We start from the raw sequence: 17,081 nt of genomic DNA, 5'->3' as shown, positions 1-17,081 counted from the left end.
AGGAATCATGACCAAGTCAGAATTGATTGAAAGACTTGCCACTCAGCAATCTCATATTCCCGCGAAAGCGGTTGAAGATGCAGTCAAAGAGATGCTGGAGCATATGGCCTCGACTCTTGCACAGGGCGAGCGTATTGAAATCCGCGGTTTCGGCAGCTTTTCTTTGCACTACCGTGCACCACGTACCGGGCGTAACCCGAAGACTGGCGACAAAGTGGATCTGGAAGGGAAATACGTTCCGCACTTTAAGCCGGGTAAAGAACTGCGCGATCGCGCCAATATTTACGGTTAAGTTTTTCGCAAAACATAACCTCAGAAAAGCACCTTTACGGTGCTTTTTTCTTGCCTTTTTTCAGCCCTGGAATGCTGCTCGCATTTCATGTTGCACATTGCCGGGTGGCGATGAAAATCGCGGAATCATGGCCGTAAATCCTTCATTCCCCTCCTGACAATCCCGGTTCAGACCCGCACACTTCCGCCAACACGGAGGTGTGTATGAAATTAACGACGGTCAGTCTGTGTGCATTAGGGGGGATTTTCCCTTTATTTTTGCTACCTGCGCTGCCGGGGGGATGGGGGGTTAGCCTTCTGTTTGTGCTGGCCTGTCTGCTCGGTCTGCTCCGCTGGAAAGTGGCACAGTTCACCGGGCTTCTCCTGCTGTTTTTTCTCTGGGGCGTCATGGCAGCGAAACAGTCGCTGTGGGCGGGAAATACGTTGCCCGTCGCCACGCAGGAGACCATCGTCGAGCTTACGGCTACGGATAACATGACCACGCATGCCGGGCTGATCACGCATCTTAATGGGCATCGTCTTTTCCCTGCCGTCGGGATTGTGCTTTATAACCAATACTTGCCGATCGCGCCGTGCGCGGGACAACGTTGGGCGATGACGCTGAAAGTTCGCGCCATGCATGGCGAGTTGAATGACGGCGGATTTGATAGCCAGCGTTATGCCCTGGCACAGCATCAATCGCTCACTGGCCGCTTTTTACAGGCAAAGGTTGTCGACAGCAAATGCAGTTGGCGAGCCCGCTATCTCGCCTCGTTAATGGCCTCTCTGGAAAACTATCCCTGGCAGCAGGTGATCCTGGGTCTGGGGATGGGGGAACGCCTGCTGGTGCCACAGGAGGTCAAAGCGCTCATGCGTGATACCGGTACGGCGCATCTGATGGCGATTTCCGGTCTGCATATCGCTTTTGCGGCTTTACTGGCAGCCGCTCTGATTCGCGGCGTGCAGTTTCTGCTTCCGGTCGGTGCAATCCGCTGGCAACACCCGCTGATCGGTGGACTTATTTGCGCTGCGTTTTACGCCTGGTTGACCGGATTACAGCCTCCGGCGTTACGTACGGTAGTCGCGCTGGTGGTGTGGGGCGCACTAAAATTAAGCGGGCGGCAATGGAGTGGATGGTCAGTCTGGTGCTGCTGTCTGGCGGCTATTCTGGTTGTCGATCCCGTCGCCGCGATCTCGCAAAGCCTGTGGCTTTCGGCCTTTGCCGTTGCGGCTCTGTTATTCTGGTATCAATGGTTTCCTTGCCCCACCTGGCCCACATCACGCGCCGGGCGCTTGCTGGTTGAACTGGCACATCTGCAACTGGGGATTACCCTGTTGCTCTTGCCGTTACAAATCGCACTGTTCCACGGCATCAGCCTGACGTCGTTTGCCGCCAATCTGTTTGCTGTTCCACTGGTTACGTTTGTCAGCGTCCCGCTGATCCTCGCCGGAATGGTCGCCCATCTCACTGGTCCGCTGTTTCTTGAGGGCGGACTCTGGTATCTGGCCGATCGCTCACTGGCCGCACTATTCTGGGCGCTCAATCATTTGCCTGCGGGGTGGATCAACGTTGATGCCCGTTGGCAGTGGCTGGTCTTTGCTCCCTGGCTGATGCTACCCGGCTGGCGGTTTATCGCCTGGCGCGTTTTCCCCGGTCTCTGTCTGGCGACGCTGGCGTTACTGAGCTGGCCGTTCTGGAGTCCGGTACGTACTGGCGCCTGGCAGGTACACATGCTGGATGTCGGGCAGGGGTTGGCGATAGTTATCGCCCGCAATGGTAAAGCGTTACTCTATGATACCGGGCTGGCCTGGCCGGGAGGTGACAGCGCACAGCAGATGATTATTCCGTGGCTGCGCTGGCACCACTTGCAGCCAGAAGGGATTATTCTCAGCCATGAGCATCTCGACCATCGCGGTGGGCTACACTCTTTGCAGGCAACCTGGCCAACGCTTTGGGTGCGCAGTCCGTTAGGCTGGCAGGGGCATTTGCCGTGTTATCGCGGTGAGATGTGGCAATGGCAGGGACTGCGTTTTAGTGCGCACTGGCCGTTGAAAGGAGACCCGGCGCAGGGGAATAACCACTCCTGCGTCGTAAAGATTGATGATGGTACGCACAGTATTCTGCTGACGGGCGATATAGAGTCCCCGGCGGAACTGAAAATGCTCAGTCATTACTGGCAGCACCTCACAGCGACGGCAATCCAGGTACCGCACCATGGCAGCAGTACCTCTTCTTCACTGGCGTTACTTCAACGCGTGAGTGGCAAAGCGGCGCTGGTCTCCGCCTCACGCTATAACGCCTGGCGACTGCCGTCATGGAAGGTGAAGCAGCGCTATCTGCAACAGGGTTACCAGTGGTGTGATACCCCGCATCAGGGGCAAATTTCGCTGGATTTTTCAACACAGGGCTGGCAGGTCACCAGCCTGCGGGAGCAAATTTTACCTCGTTGGTATCATCAGTGGTTTGGCGTGTCAGACGATAACGGGTAGAATATGCGGCTATTTCAACAGATGCTGGTTTCTTGAATGCATAACGATAAAGATCTCTCTACGTGGCAGACGTTTCGCCGACTGTGGCCAACCATTGCGCCTTTCAAATCGGGTCTGATCGTGGCGGGTGTTGCGTTAATCCTCAACGCGGCCAGCGATACCTTCATGTTATCGCTCCTCAAACCATTACTGGACGATGGTTTTGGTAAAACAGATCGCTCAGTGTTGCTTTGGATGCCGCTGGTGGTTATTGGGCTGATGATATTACGTGGTATCACCAGCTATATCTCCAGCTACTGTATTTCCTGGGTATCCGGCAAAGTGGTGATGACCATGCGTCGTCGCCTGTTTGGTCATATGATGGGAATGCCGGTTTCCTTCTTTGACAAGCAATCCACCGGCACGCTGTTGTCTCGTATTACTTACGATTCTGAACAGGTCGCCTCTTCGTCTTCCGGTGCGCTGATTACCGTTGTGCGCGAAGGCGCATCGATTATCGGCCTGTTCATCATGATGTTCTATTACAGCTGGCAGCTGTCGATCATCCTGGTTGTGCTGGCACCTATTGTGTCGATCGCGATTCGCGTAGTCTCGAAACGTTTTCGTGCTATCAGTAAGAACATGCAGAATACGATGGGGCAGGTGACGACCAGCGCGGAGCAGATGCTCAAAGGCCACAAAGAGGTACTGATCTTCGGTGGTCAGGGAGTGGAAACGAAGCGCTTCGACAAAGTCAGTAACAAGATGCGTTTGCAGGGGATGAAGATGGTTTCTGCCTCTTCCATTTCCGATCCTATCATCCAGTTAATTGCTTCACTGGCGCTGGCGTTTGTGCTGTACGCGGCCAGCTTCCCAAGCGTGATGGACAGCCTGACGGCAGGGACAATCACCGTGGTCTTCTCCTCAATGATCGCCCTGATGCGTCCGCTGAAGTCGTTGACCAACGTTAACGCCCAGTTTCAGCGCGGGATGGCCGCGTGCCAGACTTTATTTGCCATCCTGGATAGTGAGCAGGAAAAAGACGAAGGTAAACGCGTGATTGAGCGTGCGACCGGCGATCTGGAATTCCGCAATGTCACCTTTACCTATCCGGGTCGTGAAGTGCCGGCGCTGCGCAACATCAACCTGAAAATTCCGGCGGGTAAAACCGTTGCGCTGGTGGGCCGTTCAGGTTCCGGTAAATCAACCATTGCCAGCCTGATCACGCGTTTCTATGACATCAATGAAGGCGAGATCCTGATGGATGGTCACGATCTGCGTGAGTACACCCTGGCCTCGTTACGTAATCAGGTCGCACTGGTGTCGCAGAACGTGCATCTGTTCAACGACACAGTGGCGAATAACATTGCCTACGCGCGAACTGAGCAGTATAGCCGTGAACAGATCGAAGAAGCGGCTCGTATGGCTTATGCCATGGACTTTATCAATAAGATGGATGACGGACTTGACACGGTGATCGGTGAAAACGGCGTTCTGCTTTCCGGTGGTCAACGCCAACGTATCGCCATTGCGCGCGCCTTGCTGCGTGACAGCCCGATTCTGATCCTTGATGAAGCCACGTCAGCGCTGGATACCGAATCTGAGCGCGCCATTCAGGCGGCGCTGGACGAACTGCAGAAAAACCGCACCTCGCTGGTGATTGCGCACCGTCTTTCAACCATCGAACAGGCCGATGAAATTGTGGTCGTGGAAGATGGGCTGATTGTGGAGCGTGGTACGCACAACGCGCTGCTGGAACACCGCGGCGTCTACGCGCAACTGTACAAAATGCAATTTGGTCAATGATCGCACGCATCTGGTCCGGTGAGTCGCCCTTGTGGCGACTGTTACTCCCACTCTCCTGGCTATACGGCCTGGTGAGCGGGGCGATCCGTCTGTGCTACACGCTCGGGATCAAACGCGCCTGGCGCGCACCGGTGCCGGTGGTGGTGGTTGGTAACCTGACTGCGGGCGGCAACGGCAAAACGCCGGTAGTGATCTGGCTGGTGGAACAACTCCAGCAGCGCGGTCTTCGCGTTGGGGTGGTTTCTCGTGGTTATGGCGGCAAAGCGGCGTCTTATCCCTTGCTGCTGAATGCCGAAACCACCACGGCGGAAGCCGGTGATGAACCGGTGCTGATTTATCAGCGCACCGGCGCGCCGGTTGCCGTATCGCCCAATCGGGCTGACGCGGTTAAGGCGATTCTGGCGCATCACGATGTGCAGATTATCGTTACCGATGATGGTCTTCAGCACTACCGTCTGGCCCGCGATGTCGAGATAGTGGTGGTTGATGGCGTTCGTCGCTTCGGTAACGGCTGGTGGCTACCGGCAGGTCCGATGCGGGAGCGGGTTGGTCGCCTGAAAACGGTGGATGCGGTTATCGTCAATGGCGGTATCCCACAGGCGGGAGAGATCCCGATGCATCTGGCGCCAGGACTGGCCGTGAACCTGCGTACCGGTGAGCGTCGTGATGTCGCGCAACTGCAAAATGTCGTGGCAATGGCCGGTATTGGTCATCCGCCGCGCTTTTTTGCCACGTTAGAGGCCTGTGGCGTTCAGTTGCAGAAATGTGTTCCGCTGGCGGATCATCAGGCATTGACTTCGCGTGATGTCAACGGCTTACTGAACAGGTCGCAAACGCTGATCATGACGGAGAAGGACGCCGTGAAGTGCCGCGCCTTTGCGGAAGATAACTGGTGGTATCTTCCTGTCGATGCACATTTATCGGGGACTGAACCCGAGACATTACTCGAAAAATTGATCTCGCTGACGCGTTAGCGCACCACCATGACGGCAGCGTACAAATGAGGGAATCATGAATGTCGTTGCCGTACCTCTCACTTACGAATGCCCGTAACCTTCATCTCGCTGCTCAGGGATTGTTAAAAAAACCACGCCGTCGAGCGCTGGCAAGCGATATCCTGCCGACGATTACCCGTATGTCGCTGCTGCAAATCGATACCATCAATATTGTCGCCCGCAGCCCCTACCTCGTGTTGTTCAGCCGACTGGGCAATTACACCACACAGTGGCTGGATGATGCGTTGACGCAGGGTGAACTGATGGAGTACTGGGCCCATGAGGCCTGTTTCCTGCCGCGCAGTGATTTTACGTTGATACGCCACCGGATGCTGGCACCTGAAAAAATGGGCTGGAAGTACCAGGCGGCGTGGATGAAAGAACATGCCGGCGAAATTGAGCAACTGTTGCAACATATCCATCAAAATGGACCAGTACGCTCGGCGGACTTTGAGCATCCGCGTAAAGGCAACAGCGGCTGGTGGGACTGGAAGCCGCACAAGCTGCATCTGGAAGGGCTGTTTACGGCAGGAAAAGTGATGGTGATTGAACGACGCAATTTCCAGCGCGTGTACGATCTCACGCATCGCGTGATGCCACACTGGGATGATGAACGCGATCTGCTACCCCGGACACAAGCAGAGTCTGTCATGCTGGACAACAGTGCGCGCAGCCTGGGCATTTTTCGTGAGCAGTGGCTGGCAGATTACTACCGTCTGAAACGTCCTGAATTACAAAACTGGCGCGACGTGCGGGCTGAACAGCAGCACATCATTCCGGTAGAGGTCGAAAATCTTGGTCGGCTGTGGTTGCATGCGGATTTGCTGCCGCTGCTTGAACAGGCACAGGCAGGAAAGCTGACAGCGACGCATAGCGCGGTACTGTCGCCGTTTGATCCGGTAGTTTGGGACCGGAAACGTGCGGAGCAACTGTTCGATTTCAGCTATCGGCTGGAGTGTTACACGCCAGCTCCGAAGCGCCAGTATGGTTATTTTGTCCTGCCTTTACTGCACCGGGGTCAGTTGGTGGGACGGATGGACGCCAAGATGCACCGTAAAACGGGCGTGCTGGAAGTGATTTCTCTCTATCTGCAGGAAGGCGTAAAGCCGGGGGTGACGTTGCAAAACGGGTTACAGCAGGCGATAACCGATTTTGCTCGCTGGCAGAATGCGGTTCGTGTAACGCTGGGCCATTGTCCGGAAGGGATATTTACGCAATGTCGGCAGGGGTGGGAAATAGACGCAGTCACATGAGCGAGTATGATAAGATTTCCGCATTCATTACCCGGTCCATCTGGAGGAACTATGGATCATCGACTGCTCGAAATCGTTGCCTGCCCGGTCTGTAACGGCAAACTCTGGTACAACCAGGAAAAACAAGAACTGATCTGCAAACTGGATAACCTCGCTTTTCCGTTGCGCGATGGCATTCCCGTTTTGCTGGAAACCGAGGCCCGCGTATTAGCGGCTGATGAGCGTAAATCATGAGTTTTGTCGTCATTATTCCTGCCCGCTACGCCTCCACGCGTCTGCCGGGTAAACCGTTGCAGGATATCAACGGTAAACCGATGATTGTACATGTGCTGGAACGCGCCCGTGAATCCGGCGCTGAGCGCATTATCGTCGCGACCGATCATGAAGACGTCGCACGCGCCGTTGAAGCAGCCGGTGGGGAAGTGTGCATGACCCGCGTCGATCACCAGTCCGGGACAGAACGTCTGGCTGAGGTGGTCGAGAAGTGTGGTTTCAGCGATGACACCGTGATTGTCAACGTGCAGGGGGATGAGCCGATGATCCCGGCCATCATTATTCGCCAGGTGGCAGAAAACCTGGCGCAGCGTCAGGTTGGAATGGCCACGCTCGCGGCACCGATTCATAGCGCAGAAGAGGCGTTCAATCCGAATGCAGTGAAGGTGGTACTGGATGCCGAAGGCTATGCGCTGTATTTCTCGCGTGCGACGATCCCCTGGGATCGCGATCGTTTTGCGAAAAGTCGCGAGACCGTTGGCGATAATTTCCTGCGCCACCTCGGCATTTACGGCTACCGCGCCGGCTTTATCCGCCGCTATGTGAGCTGGCAGCCCAGCCCGCTGGAAAACATTGAGATGCTGGAGCAACTCCGCGTGCTGTGGTACGGCGAAAAAATCCATGTGGCCGTGGCAAAAGAAGTGCCTGGTACCGGTGTTGATACCGCAGAAGACCTCGAGCGCGTTCGCGCTGAAATGCGTTAATTTTCTTTACGACACTCCGCTCTGTAGTGAGAGGAGTGTCGTACCGTTACGATTTTCCACGTTTTTTCTTTTCAACAATTGATCTCATCCGGGTGACATCCGTCGGTGTGGCGCTCATTATAAAAGCAGTAGCTTTTATGAGGGCAATCTGAATGGAACAGCTGCGCGCCGAATTAAGTCATTTACTGGGCGAAAAACTGAGCCGCATTGAATGCGTGAATGAAAAAGTCGACACAGCACTGTGGTCGCTCTATGACAGCCAGGGCAACCCGATGCCGCTGATGGCCCAAAGTTTCACCACGCCGGGAGTCGCACAGCAACTGGCCTGGAAAACCACCATGTTAGCGCGTAGCGGCACTGTGCGAATGCCGGTCATTTACGGGGTGATGACTCACGATGAACATCCCGGTCCGGATGTCTTACTGCTGGAACGTCTGCGCGGCGTCCCGGTTGAAGCGCCGGCCCGGACGCCGGAGCGCTGGGAGCAGCTCAAAGATCAGATTGTCGAAGGGTTACTGGCCTGGCACCGCCAGGATAGTCGGGGTTGTGTCGGCGCGGTGGACAATACGCAGGAGAATATCTGGCCTTCCTGGTACCGCCAGCGGGTTGAGGTGCTCTGGAGTACGCTCAATCAGTTCAACAACACCGGGCTAACGATGCAGGATAAACGCATTCTGTTTCGCACCCGCGAATGTCTGCCAGCGCTGTTTGAAGGCTTTAACGACAACTGTGTACTGGTGCATGGCAATTTTAGTCTGCGCAGCATGTTAAAAGACGCCCGGAGCGACCAGCTTCTGGCGATGGTGGGGCCTGGTATTATGCTCTGGGCACCACGGGAGTACGAACTGTTCCGGCTGGTAGATAACACGCTGGCGGAAGGGCTACTCTGGCACTACCTGCAACGCGCGCCAGTGGCGGAATCGTTCATCTGGCGGCGTTGGTTATATGTGTTATGGGATGAAGTTGCACAACTGGTCAATACCGGGCGCTTTAACCGATCTCATTTTGATCTCGCTGCGAAATCACTTCTGCCCTGGCTCGCCTGACGAGCCTTTCAACCGCTGCCAGATTCTCCCCAGCGTCTCGTAGCTTGCGCGATCGCTATGCATCAACCATACGGGAGAGGGGATTGCCCGCTCCCATGGATTCAACGGGGAATCGATAGCCAGTTGATTCGCCGGCGCCGGCAGTGGATTTAACCCGGCCTGCTGAAAGAAAATCATTGCTCGCGGCAGATGAGAGGCGGAAGTAACCAGCAGGAATGGCGCGTCGCCGATAGCCTGCTTCACGGCAGCGGCTTCTTCCTCTGTATCCTTGGGCTTGTCGAGCGTAATGATATCTTCTCCCGGCACACCCAACGATTGCGCCACCCGCGCGCCAGCCTCTGCCGTACTCACCGGATTGGTTCTGGCATTCGCGCCGGTAAAAATCAATTTCGAACCCGGGTTAGCCCGCCACAAACGTATTCCCTCATTAAGACGCGGCAAACTGTTATTGATCAGGTTGGAACTGGGTGCCCACTGCGGATTCCAGGTATAGCCACCGCCCAGCACGACGATGTATTTGACTTTCTGCGTATCCTGCCAGGTTGGGTAGCTATTTTCTATCGGGTGCAGCAGATGGTCAGCAACGGGTTGCAGGCTGAGCAGGAACAGCGCCAGCCAACTAAGACTGATAAATACCTTGCCGGTTTTCTGAAAACGGCTAAACCACAACAGCGCCAGGCCGATACCCATCATCAAGAGCAGAAAAGGGAGAGGCAGCAGCATGCCGCCAATCACTTTCTTCAGTGTAAAAAGCATCCTTTTTGGTTCCTTTTTTGACCATACAGCAGAAGAATAATCGCGATATTACACCAGAGAGGTTCATTCTCCGCGCGGGTGTGACAAAATAGCGGTTTTATCAGAGAACACCTAAGCCAGCCTGTGGAGAGCCCGATGCGGGATCGCAATTTTGATGACATTGCTGAGAAGTTTTCCCGTAATATTTACGGCACCACAAAAGGGCAGCTAAGGCAGGCGATCCTGTGGCAGGATCTCGACCGTATTCTGGCGGACTTTGGCTCACAACAATTGCGTGTGCTGGACGCTGGCGGCGGTGAAGGACAGACGGCCATTAAAATGGCAGAACGTGGTCATCACGTGACGTTGTGTGACGTCTCCGCTGAGATGATCGCCCGAGCGCAACGGGCGGCAGAAGCCAAAGGTGTGAGCCACAACATGCATTTTATACAATGCGCTGCTCAGGACGTCGCTTCGCATTTGGAAAGCTCCGTTGATCTGATATTGTTTCACGCTGTGCTGGAGTGGGTCGCCGATCCGGTCAGTGTGTTAGAGACCCTCTGGTCGGTATTGCGTCCCGGTGGCGTACTGTCGTTAATGTTCTACAATGCCAACGGCCTGTTGATGCATAACATGGTGGCGGGGAACTTTGACTACGTGCAGATAGGGATGCCCAAACGTAAGAAGCGTACCCTGTCGCCAGACTATCCGCGTGAGCCAGAAGAGGTTTACCAGTGGCTGGAACAGATGGGCTGGCAGATCACCGGGAAAACCGGGGTGCGCGTGTTTCATGATTATCTGCGTGAGAAACATCAGCAGCGTGACTGCTATGAGATATTGCTTGAATTAGAAACGCGTTACTGTCGCCAGGAGCCGTATGTCAGCCTGGGTCGTTACATTCACGTCACCGCGCGTAAACCGCAGATGCAAGGATAACCTATGAGTGAATTTTCCCAGACAGTCCCCGAACTGGTTGCCTGGGCCAGAAAAAATGACTTCTCTATCTCGCTGCCGGTAGACCGACTCTCGTTTCTGCTGGCGGTGGCCACGCTGAACGGCGAGCGCCTGGACGGTGAGATGAGCGAAGGCGAACTGGTGGATGCGTTCCGCCATGTAAGTGATGCGTTTGAGCAAACCAGCGAAACCATTGGCGTGCGCGCGAACAATGCGATCAACGATATGGTGCGTCAACGTCTGCTGAACCGCTTTACCAGTGAGCAGGCAGAAGGGAACGCGATTTATCGTTTGACGCCGCTCGGCATTGGCATTACCGATTACTATATTCGCCAACGTGAATTTTCCACACTGCGTCTGTCAATGCAGTTATCGATCGTGGCGGGTGAGCTCAAGCGCGCGGCGGATGCCGCCGATGAGGGCGGCGATGAGTTCCACTGGCATCGCAACGTTTATGCGCCGCTCAAGTATTCGGTCGCTGAGATTTTCGACAGTATTGATCTGACTCAGCGCATCATGGATGAACAGCAGCAGCAGGTGAAAGATGATATCGCGCAACTGCTGAATAAAGACTGGCGCGCGGCGATTTCAAGCTGTGAACTGCTACTGTCAGAAACGTCAGGAACCCTGCGCGAACTGCAGGATACGCTGGAAGCGGCAGGCGATAAATTGCAGGCCAATCTGCTGCGTATCCAGGATGCAACGCTGGCCCATGACGATCTGCATTTTGTTGATCGCCTGGTGTTTGACCTGCAAAGCAAGCTCGATCGTATTATCAGTTGGGGTCAGCAGTCGATCGACCTGTGGATTGGCTATGACCGCCATGTCCACAAATTTATCCGTACCGCCATCGATATGGATAAAAACCGCGTCTTTGCCCAGCGCTTACGTCAGTCGGTACAGACCTACTTTGACGAGCCGTGGGCGCTGACCTATGCCAACGCCGATCGTCTGTTGGATATGCGTGACGAAGAGATGGCGCTGCGTGATGAAGAGGTCACCGGGGAACTTCCGCCAGATTTAGAGTACGAAGAGTTTAACGAGATCCGCGAACAGCTGGCGGCGATTATCGAAGGCCAACTGGCTATCTATAAATCGAAAGAGACGCCGTTAGATCTCGGTCTGGTAGTGCGCGAGTATCTTGCGCAATACCCGCGTGCGCGTCATTTTGACGTCGCGCGCATTGTTATCGATCAGGCGGTACGCCTTGGCGTAGCGCAAGCAGACTTCACCGGACTGCCAGCCAAATGGCAGCCGATTAATGATTACGGAGCCAAGGTACAGGCGCATGTCATTGACAAATATTGAACAAGTGATGCCGGTTAAGCTGGCGCAGGCGCTGGCGAATCCGTTATTTCCGGCGCTGGACAGCGCATTACGTTCAGGCCGCCACATTGGTCTGGATGAACTGGATAATCATGCCTTTCTGATGGACTTTCAGGACTATCTGGAAGAGTTTTACAGCCGCTATAACGTGGAACTGATCCGCGCGCCGGAAGGATTCTTCTACCTGCGTCCGCGTTCAACGACCATTATCCCGCGTTCCGTGTTGTCTGAACTGGACATGATGGTCGGTAAAATTCTCTGCTACCTCTATCTCAGTCCGGAGCGGCTGGCGAACGAGGGGATTTTCACTCAGCAGGAATTGTACGACGAGCTGCTGACGCTGGCTGACGAAGCCAAACTGTTGAAGCTGGTAAATAACCGCTCAACCGGCTCCGACGTCGACCGCCAGAAGTTACAGGAAAAAATGCGCTCGTCGTTAAACCGTCTTCGCCGTTTAGGTATGGTGTGGTTTATGGGACACGACAGCAGCAAATTCCGCATTACGGAATCGGTGTTCCGCTTTGGCGCGGATGTGCGCAGTGGCGATGATCCGCGGGAAGCGCAGCGTCGCCTGATCCGCGATGGCGAAGCGATGCCGGTCGAAAACCATCTGCAGCTCAATGATGAGACCGAAGAGAATCAGCCGGACAGTGGAGAAGAAGAATAATGATTGAACGCGGTAAATTTCGCTCACTAACGCTGATTAACTGGAACGGTTTCTTTGCCCGTACCTTTGACCTGGATGAACTGGTTACCACGCTTTCCGGGGGGAACGGCGCGGGGAAATCCACCACCATGGCGGCGTTTGTCACGGCGCTAATCCCGGATTTAACCCTGCTGCACTTCCGTAACACCACCGAAGCAGGCGCGACCAGCGGCTCGCGCGATAAAGGTCTGCACGGTAAGCTGAAAGCGGGTGTCTGTTATTCGATGCTGGATACGATCAACTCGCGCCATCAGCGCGTGGTGGTGGGTGTGCGTTTGCAGCAGGTTGCCGGACGCGACCGTAAAGTCGATATCAAACCGTTTGCCATTCAGGGACTGCCGATGTCTGTGCAGCCCACGCAACTGGTGACGGAGACGCTGAATGAACGTCAGGCGCGCGTCCTGCCGTTGACGGAGCTGAAAGAGAAGCTCGACGAGATGGAAGGCGTGCAGTTTAAGCAGTTCAACTCGATCACCGATTACCATTCGCTGATGTTCGACCTGGGCCTCATCGCCCGTCGTCTGCGCTCTGCGTCTGACCGTAGTAAATTCTATCGCCTGATTGAAGCCTCGCTGTACGGCGGGATTTCCAGCGCGATCACCCGTTCTCTGCGCGACTACCTGTTGCCGGAAAACAGCGGGGTGCGTAAGGCGTTCCAGGATATGGAAGCCGCGCTGCGGGAAAACCGCCTGACGCTGGAAGCTATTCGCGTGACCCAGTCCGATCGCGATCTGTTTAAACACCTGATCAGCGAAGCCACCAACTATGTGGCGGCGGACTATATGCGCCACGCCAATGAGCGCCGGATCCACCTCGATAAAGCGCTGGAATTCCGTCGCGAATTGTACACGTCGCGCAAACAGCTGGCGGCGGAGCAGTATAAACACGTCGACATGGCGCGTGAGTTGGGCGAGCACAACGGCGCGGAAGGCGATCTCGAAGCCGATTATCAGGCGGCGAGCGATCACCTGAACCTGGTGCAAACGGCGTTGCGTCAGCAGGAAAAAATTGAACGTTATGCCGCGGATCTCGACGAGTTGCAGATCCGTCTCGAAGAACAAAACGAAGTGGTGGCGGAAGCTGTCGATCGTCAGGAAGAGAACGAAGCCCGCGCTGAAGCTGCCGAGCTGGAAGTGGATGAGCTGAAAAGCCAACTGGCGGATTACCAGCAGGCGCTGGACGTTCAGCAGACCCGCGCCATCCAGTACAACCAGGCGATCTCGGCGCTGGAGCGCGCCAGAGCGGTGTGTCATCTGCCGGACCTGACGGCCGATAGCGCCGCCGAGTGGCTGGAAACCTTCCAGGCGAAAGAGCAGGAAGCCACCGAAAAAATGCTTTCGCTGGAACAGAAAATGAGCGTGGCGCAAACCGCGCACAGTCAGTTCGAGCAGGCCTATCAGCTGGTGGTGGCGATCAATGGCCCGCTGGCGCGAAATGAGGCCTGGGACGTGGCGCGCGAACTGCTGCGCGAAGGCGTTGACCAGCGTCACCTGGCGGAACAGGCGCAGTCGCTGCGTATGCGACTGAGCGAACTGGAACAGCGCCTGCGCGAGCAGCAGGAAGCCGAACGTCTGTTGGCGGAATTCTGTAAACGTCAGGGCAAAAATTTCGATATTGACGAACTGGAAGCCCTGCATCAGGAACTGGAAGCGCGTATCGCCTCGCTGTCTGACAACGTCTCCAGCGCGCATGAACAGCGCATGGCGCTGCGTCAGGAGCAGGAACAGCTACAGTCCCGCATTCAGCATCTCATGCAGCGTGCCCCCGTCTGGCTGGCGGCGCAAAACAGCCTGAGCCAGCTCAGCGAGCAGTGTGGCGAAGAGTTTACGTCCAGCCAGGAAGTGACCGAATATCTGCAGCAATTGCTTGAGCGTGAACGTGAAGCGATTGTGGAACGCGATGAAGTTGGCGCCCGCAAGAATGCCGTTGATGAAGAGATCGAACGTTTAAGTCAGCCTGGTGGTTCGGAAGATCAGCGTCTGAACGCGCTGGCGGAACGCTTTGGCGGCGTGCTGCTGTCAGAAATTTATGACGACGTCAGTCTTGAAGATGCTCCGTACTTCTCCGCGCTGTATGGTCCGTCGCGTCACGCCATCGTGGTGCCGGATCTGTCGCTGATCTCTGAGCAACTGGAAGGGTTAACGGATTGCCCGGAAGATTTGTATCTGATCGAAGGTGATCCGCAGTCGTTTGATGACAGCGTCTTCAGCGTTGACGAACTGGAAAAAGCGGTGGTGGTGAAGATTGCCGATCGCCAGTGGCGCTACTCGCGATTCCCGTCCGTACCGCTGTTTGGCCGTGCGGCGCGAGAAAACCGTATCGAAACGCTGCATGCCGAGCGTGAAGGATTATCCGAGCGTTTTGCCACGCTCTCTTTTGACGTTCAGAAAACGCAGCGCCTGCATCAGGCGTTCAGCCGCTTCATTGGCAGCCATCTTTCGGTGGCCTTTGAATCCGATCCGGAAGCCGAAATTCGCCAGCTCAACAGCCGTCGCGTTGAACTGGAACGTGCGCTGACCGCCCACGAAAACGACAACCAGCAGCAGCGTCTGCAGTACGAGCAGGCGAAAGAGGGCGTTGCCGCGCTGAACCGCCTGCTGCCGCGTCTGAATTTGCTGGCTGACGACAGTCTGGCGGATCGCGTCGAGGAGATCCGCGAGCGTCTGGATGAAGCGCAAGAAGCCGCGCGCTTTGTACAGCAGCACGGCAACCAACTGGCGAAACTGGAACCGATGGTTTCGGTGTTGCAGAGCGATCCGGAACAGTTTGAACAACTGAAAGAAGATTACGCATACTCCCAGCAGACGCAGCGTGATGCGCGTCAGCAGGCGTTTGCGCTGACCGAAGTGGTTCAGCGTCGTGCGCACTTCGGCTATTCCGACTCGGCGGAAATGCTCAGCGGCAACAGCGATCTGAACGAAAAACTGCGTGAGCGGCTGGAACATGCGGAAGCTGAACGTACCCGCGCCCGTGAAGCCCTGCGCGGTCATGCGGCGCAACTGAGTCAGTACAATCAGGTTCTGGCTTCGCTGAAAAGCTCTTACGATACCAAGAAAGAGCTGCTTAACGATTTGCAGCGTGAATTGCAGGATATCGGCGTTCGTGCCGATAGCGGGGCGGAAGAGCGTGCGCGCATTCGTCGCGATGAACTGCATTCGCAACTCAGCAACAACCGTGCGCGGCGTAACCAGCTTGAAAAAGCGCTTACCTTCTGTGAAGCGGAGATGGATAACCTGACCCGCAAACTACGCAAACTGGAACGCGATTACCACGAAATGCGTGAGCAGGTGGTGACCGCGAAAGCCGGCTGGTGTGCAGTGATGCGACTGGTGAAAGACAGTGGCGTCGAGCGTCGCCTGCACCGCCGTGAGCTGGCCTATCTCTCGGGTGATGAACTGCGTTCTATGTCGGATAAGGCGCTGGGTGCGCTGCGTCTGGCGGTCGCTGATAACGAGCATCTGCGTGATGTCCTGCGTCTGTCGGAAGATCCGAAACGTCCGGAACGTAAGATTCAGTTCTTTGTCGCGGTGTATCAGCATCTGCGCGAACGTATCCGTCAGGACATCATTCGTACCGACGATCCAGTGGAAGCCATCGAACAGATGGAAATCGAGCTGGGCCGTCTGACTGAAGAGCTGACCTCCCGCGAACAGAAACTGGCGATCAGCTCACGTAGCGTGGCGAATATTATTCGCAAGACCATCCAGCGCGAGCAGAACCGTATCCGTCAGCTCAACCAGGGGCTGCAGAGCGTGTCGTTTGGCCAGGTTCACAGCGTGCGTCTGAACGTGAATGTGCGTGAAACCCATGCCACGCTGCTGGAAGTGCTGTCTGAACAGCATGAGCAGCATCAGGATCTGTTCAACAGCAATCGCCTGACCTTCTCGGAAGCACTGGCGAAGCTTTATCAACGCCTGAACCCGCAAATCGACATGGGACAGCGTACGCCGCAAACCATTGGCGAGGAGTTGCTGGACTACCGTAACTATCTCGAAATGGAAGTGGAAGTTAACCGTGGTTCTGACGGCTGGCTGCGTGCGGAGTCCGGTGCGCTGTCGACCGGTGAAGCGATCGGTACCGGGATGTCGATCCTGGTGATGGTGGTTCAAAGCTGGGAAGATGAAGCGCGCCGACTGCGCGGGAAAGATATCTCGCCATGCCGTCTGCTGTTCCTTGATGAAGCCGCCCGTCTGGATGCGCGCTCCATCGCGACGCTGTTTGAACTCTGTGAGCGTTTGCAGATGCAGCTCATTATCGCGGCGCCGGAAAACATCAGTCCGGAGAAGGGCACCACCTATAAGCTGGTCCGTAAAGTCTTCCAGAATACGGAACATGTCCATGTGGTCGGGCTACGCGGGTTTGCGCCGCAGTTGCCGGATCCGCTCCCCGGTGAGGCTGATGCCCCGTCAGAAGCCAGCTAAAACCTTAAAGACGGCTGAAAAGCCGTCTTTTTCATTTCTTAAACTATGGATTTCAGGTGCATTTTCTTTAAACTTCTTTACATTAGGTTAGGCAATCGCATATCAGCCTTTCTATAATGAAGG

The 17,081-nt window shown here is 55.6% G+C and carries 13 protein-coding genes; 12 read left to right on the top strand and 1 reads right to left on the bottom strand.

Annotation, left to right across the window (positions count from 1 at the left end; genetic code table 11):
- Positions 1–7: 7 nt before the first annotated feature.
- The 8 genes from ihfB to WM46_RS09810 all read left to right on the top strand — a co-directional run bounded on the left by ihfB (position 8) and on the right by WM46_RS09810 (position 8,816).
- Entirely contained in the window at positions 8–292 is a 285-nt protein-coding gene (gene ihfB / locus WM46_RS09845) for an integration host factor subunit beta (RefSeq protein ID WP_002463068.1), read from the top strand.
- Positions 293–495: 203 nt separating this feature from the next.
- Complete coding sequence (locus WM46_RS09840) at positions 496–2,760, top strand: ComEC family protein (RefSeq protein WP_102602152.1); 2,265 nt, start codon at positions 496–498, stop codon at positions 2,758–2,760.
- A 36-nt stretch (positions 2,761–2,796) separates the two neighbouring features.
- Positions 2,797–4,545 (top strand): lipid A ABC transporter ATP-binding protein/permease MsbA, encoded by a 1,749-nt coding sequence (msbA, locus tag WM46_RS09835; RefSeq protein WP_102602151.1) that lies wholly within the window; start codon positions 2,797–2,799, stop codon positions 4,543–4,545.
- Positions 4,542–5,519 carry a tetraacyldisaccharide 4'-kinase gene (lpxK, locus tag WM46_RS09830; RefSeq protein ID WP_102602150.1) on the top strand — a complete coding sequence of 326 codons (978 nt, stop codon included), beginning with the start codon at positions 4,542–4,544 and terminating at the stop codon, positions 5,517–5,519. Before msbA ends, lpxK begins: the two co-directional genes overlap by 4 nt.
- Positions 5,520–5,560: 41 nt before the next feature.
- The gene (locus WM46_RS09825) at positions 5,561–6,793 is read left to right on the top strand and encodes a winged helix-turn-helix domain-containing protein (protein WP_102602149.1); all 1,233 of its coding nucleotides are present in this window, start codon (positions 5,561–5,563) and stop codon (positions 6,791–6,793) included.
- 51 nt (positions 6,794–6,844) lie between these two features.
- Positions 6,845–7,027: a protein YcaR gene (ycaR, locus tag WM46_RS09820; RefSeq protein ID WP_042320194.1), complete on the top strand. Its 183-nt coding sequence runs from the start codon at positions 6,845–6,847 to the stop codon at positions 7,025–7,027.
- Positions 7,024–7,770, top strand: a complete 747-nt coding sequence (gene kdsB / locus WM46_RS09815) for a 3-deoxy-manno-octulosonate cytidylyltransferase (protein WP_102602148.1) — start codon at positions 7,024–7,026, stop codon at positions 7,768–7,770. Before ycaR ends, kdsB begins: the two co-directional genes overlap by 4 nt.
- Positions 7,771–7,922: 152 nt before the next feature.
- Positions 7,923–8,816: a YcbJ family phosphotransferase gene (locus WM46_RS09810; protein ID WP_061077031.1), complete on the top strand. Its 894-nt coding sequence runs from the start codon at positions 7,923–7,925 to the stop codon at positions 8,814–8,816.
- Here WM46_RS09810 and elyC read toward each other — a convergent pair.
- Positions 8,793–9,572, bottom strand: a complete 780-nt coding sequence (elyC, locus tag WM46_RS09805; RefSeq protein WP_102602147.1) for an envelope biogenesis factor ElyC — start codon at positions 9,570–9,572, stop codon at positions 8,793–8,795. The genes WM46_RS09810 and elyC overlap by 24 nt on opposite strands.
- Positions 9,573–9,707: 135 nt before the next feature.
- On the opposite strand from elyC, the gene cmoM reads away from it, so the two are divergent.
- The 4 genes from cmoM to mukB are packed head-to-tail and all read left to right on the top strand — an operon-like array spanning position 9,708 to position 16,958.
- The gene (cmoM, locus tag WM46_RS09800) at positions 9,708–10,487 is read left to right on the top strand and encodes a tRNA uridine 5-oxyacetic acid(34) methyltransferase CmoM (RefSeq protein ID WP_061077033.1); all 780 of its coding nucleotides are present in this window, start codon (positions 9,708–9,710) and stop codon (positions 10,485–10,487) included.
- A 3-nt stretch (positions 10,488–10,490) separates the two neighbouring features.
- A complete protein-coding gene (gene mukF, locus WM46_RS09795; RefSeq protein ID WP_042320184.1) occupies positions 10,491–11,813 on the top strand; it encodes a chromosome partition protein MukF in 1,323 nt (440 codons plus the stop codon).
- On the top strand, positions 11,794–12,498 hold the full coding sequence (gene mukE / locus WM46_RS09790) for a chromosome partition protein MukE (RefSeq protein WP_061077034.1): 705 nt from the start codon (positions 11,794–11,796) through the stop codon (positions 12,496–12,498). Before mukF ends, mukE begins: the two co-directional genes overlap by 20 nt.
- Positions 12,498–16,958, top strand: coding sequence for a chromosome partition protein MukB (gene mukB, locus WM46_RS09785; protein ID WP_102602146.1), 4,461 nt, complete (start codon positions 12,498–12,500; stop codon positions 16,956–16,958). Before mukE ends, mukB begins: the two co-directional genes overlap by 1 nt.
- Positions 16,959–17,081 lie beyond the last annotated feature (123 nt).

Origin of the sequence: Citrobacter freundii complex sp. CFNIH2 (assembly GCF_002880615.1) — a bacterium.
In the GTDB taxonomy this organism is placed as follows: domain Bacteria; phylum Pseudomonadota; class Gammaproteobacteria; order Enterobacterales; family Enterobacteriaceae; genus Citrobacter_A; species Citrobacter_A amalonaticus_F.
The sequence above is the reverse complement of the archived record's forward strand: the minus strand, read 5'-3'. Positions and strand labels throughout refer to the sequence as shown.